Raw genomic sequence first — 3,041 nt, forward strand, 5'->3', positions numbered from 1 at the left:
ATGAACCGGCGCTGTTCGGCGGCGTCCTGCGTCCACACGCTCGCGCCCAGGCCGAACGGGGTCGCGTTGGCCAGCTCCACGGCGTGCTCCAGGTCGCGGGCGCGCGGAGGACCGTGCGGGCGCGGGCGGCGGCGACGGCAGGATGTCCGGCGAGTCGTCCGCGTCGTCCATCTCATCCATGGGTTCGGCCTCCACGATGTCCAGCGGTTCGCCCCGGCCGCGCGCCAGGGCCTGATCCATGTCGTCCGAGGAGGCGACGAACACCTTCAGGGGCTTGCGCAGTTGGAAGCGCAGTTCATCCACCAGCATGAGGTTGCCGGGGTCCTCCACCGCGACGTGGAGCTTCTCGCTGCGGCCGTCCTGCTCCAGCGCGAAGAGCAGCACGCGGTGCTCGGTCTGGAAGTCCATGGACACCAGCGAGGACACCCCATGGGGGATGTACTCGGGGATCTCCACGAAGGGCAGCTCGTGCTGCGCCGCCAGCGCGCGCGCGATGTCCCGGCCCGTGCACAGGCCCATGGACACCAGCACCTCGCCCAGCTTGCGGCCCTGACCGCGCCGCCCGGAGGCCAGGGCCTGCTTCACCTGCTCGTCCGTGACCACTCCGGCCTGGACGAGGAGTTCACCAATCTTCTTGCGCATGGCCGCTGGCTACCGCTTGACCTTGGCGAGGTATTCCTCGCGGGAGAAAACGCCCTTCTCGATGAGCAGCTCCACCATGGCCTTGAGCGCCGCGACCTCCTTGCGCTGGACCTCTTCCACGCTCTTGAGCAGCTCCGCGGGGCTGCCGGAGGCCGCCGCGCGGGGCGCCTCCGCGGAGGCCGCCGGACGGGCCGCGGGGGCCGCCGGACGGGCCGGGGCGGACGTGGCGACGGCGGCGGCCGGATCCAGGTCCTTGAGGTTCTTCACGACGGTGCGCCCCTGGGCGTCCACCACCTTGAAGTTGGTGTCCGCGTCCTCCAGCTCCGCGGACTCCTCGTAGAGGCGCGCGAACGCCCGCGCCACCGACGTGCGGCCCGCCACGTTGGCCACGATGCGGCACTTGGACAGGGCCCGAAGCTCGTCCAGCACCCGCACGTTGAGCGGGTCCGACATGGCCACCACCAGCGTCTTGCCGTCGTCGCGCAGTTGGAGCGGCACGACGGAGAAGTCGCGCGCCGTCTGGGACGGAATCTTCGCCTTCACGTGCGGCGGCACCATCTGCACGGCGTCCAGGTTCACCGCCGGCATGCCCAGCTGTTTCGACAGGGCGCGCACGAGGATGTCCTCGGAGACCAGGTTCATCCGGACGAGGATCTCGCCCAGCTTCCCGCCCCACTTGGCCTGCTCGGCGAGCGCCGCCTTGAGCTGGCTCTCCTGCAGGACGTTCGCCTTGATCAGCAGTTCTCCGAGCTTGATCTGTGCCATGTCGTGCGCGTCAGTGTACCCGACTTGGGCCGGGGCGCTGCCTTTCGACGCCTGGAAGCTCAGGAACCCGGCGCCGGGGGCGGCTGCGACACCGCACCCCCACCCAGCTCCCGACCCCGCGCGTCCACGTCCACCACCTTCGCGCCCTCCGGGGCCGTCAGCTCGTAAAGCGTCAGGTCCGGCCGGCCGTTGAGGGTGATCTCCGTGTAGCGCAGCTCCAGCTTCGTGTCCGCCTGGGCCGCCGTGAGGATGACCTTGCCGGGGAAGAGCAGCTCGCCGCGCTGCTTGAAGTCCTCGAACGCCAGGTCGTAGCCCGGCACGCCCCGCACCTCGCTCTTCACCACCCGCAGGTGCCGGGGATCCACGCGGAGTGTCTGCGTGGCCGCGCCGCGCACCAGCGTGAGCACGTACACGCGCTCTTTTTCGTTCAGCTCCAGGGTCATGGACTCCGGGGGCAGGAGGGGGACCTGGCCCAGCATGACGGCCACCAGCTCCTCGCTCGGCAGGACGATGGGCAGGAAGCGGGACACGTTCTCGGGGCTCGCGGGCCCCTGGAAGTAGGTGTTGCCCTGCGCCTGGTAGACGCCGAAGCGCGTCCCATCGGACACGAGCGAGGCGACCGGGCGGTTGAAGAAGTCGTACGTCTCCAGGTGGATGAGGCCCGGCCGGGTGATGGAGAGGAAGGTGGAGAGCGTTCCACTGCCCTGGGGGGAGTCCACGCGCAGCTTGGAGTCGCCCTCCAGGTTCACCACCTGACCCTGCCGCTCCTGCACATGCTGGTAGAGCGTCTGGGCGTCCTCGATGCGGCCCTCCGGACCGAACTCGAGGCGTTTGGGGCAGGCCGAACAGAGGAGGGCCAGGAAGATTGCGGCGGCTGCGCGGTTCATATGTCCTAGTGTGAGCCAGGGCTCCCTGCCCGGTCATCAACCATGAGCCTGAACGATCTACTTCATTACCTTCGCCTGGGCGGCGTCACCCTCGCCCTCCTCCTGGGCGCCTCCGTGGTGGCCCTGGGCGTGGCCATCGAAAGGCTCATCGCCCTCTGGGGTGTGAGCGAGCGGTCCCGCAACCTGGGCGAAATCGTCCACAAGCACCTGCTTCGCGGGGACGTGGCCGCGGCCCGCACGGCCGCCGAGCGCTCCGACGCGGTGGCCGCCGACATCTTCCTCGCGGGCTTCGACCGCTGGGAGCGAAGCCGCGCCAGCGGCGGCAATGGCATCGAGTCCGCCGTGGAGCGCGAGCGCGCCCAGGTGGGCCTCAAGCTGCGGCGCAACCTGTGGCTGCTGGCCACCATCGGTTCGACGACGCCCTTCGTGGGCCTCTTCGGCACCGTGGCCGGCATCATGCGCTCCTTCAAGGACCTGGGCGTGGACGTGGAGGCCGGCGGCACCGGCGGCTCCGCGGCCGTGATGACGGGCATCTCCGAGGCGCTCGTCGCCACCGCCGTGGGCATCCTCGTCGCCGTGCAGGCGATGGTCTTCTACAACTACTTCCAGGCGCGGCTCTCCCGCGTGCTCGTGGAGCTGCGCTTGCTGGGCGACGAGTTCTCCGAGCTGCTCAAGGAGCGCGCCACCGGGGGCCTGTTGCCAGAGCCGCCCCCCTCGCGCGAGCCGTCCATCCCGCCCGCGCCGCCC

At 70.2% G+C, this 3,041-nt stretch carries 4 protein-coding genes and 1 pseudogene; 1 reads left to right on the top strand and 4 read right to left on the bottom strand.

Features of this window, described 5'->3' with window-relative positions:
* The 4 genes and pseudogenes from D7Y13_RS49635 to D7Y13_RS40320 all read right to left on the bottom strand — a co-directional run.
* The coding region (locus D7Y13_RS49635; RefSeq protein WP_244222447.1) for an aldehyde dehydrogenase family protein at positions 1-176 on the bottom strand (176 nt) is incomplete at its 3' end.
* Positions 177-231: 55 nt separating this feature from the next.
* Positions 232-642, bottom strand: a pseudogene (locus D7Y13_RS48455) (cyclic di-GMP-binding domain-containing protein, MshE-related); the annotation flags it as partial.
* Positions 643-651: 9 nt separating this feature from the next.
* Positions 652-1,407: a cyclic di-GMP-binding domain-containing protein, MshE-related gene (locus tag D7Y13_RS40315; RefSeq protein ID WP_120586152.1), complete on the bottom strand. Its 756-nt coding sequence runs from the start codon at positions 1,405-1,407 to the stop codon at positions 652-654.
* A 59-nt stretch (positions 1,408-1,466) separates the two neighbouring features.
* Positions 1,467-2,294: a DUF4292 domain-containing protein gene (locus D7Y13_RS40320; RefSeq protein WP_120535128.1), complete on the bottom strand. Its 828-nt coding sequence runs from the start codon at positions 2,292-2,294 to the stop codon at positions 1,467-1,469.
* A gap of 42 nt (positions 2,295-2,336) precedes the next feature.
* Here D7Y13_RS40320 and D7Y13_RS40325 point away from each other — a divergent pair.
* On the top strand, positions 2,337-3,041 hold a 705-nt coding region (locus tag D7Y13_RS40325; RefSeq protein WP_244222446.1), incomplete at its 3' end, for a MotA/TolQ/ExbB proton channel family protein.

The organism is Corallococcus praedator, assembly GCF_003612125.1.
Taxonomy (GTDB): domain Bacteria; phylum Myxococcota; class Myxococcia; order Myxococcales; family Myxococcaceae; genus Corallococcus; species Corallococcus praedator.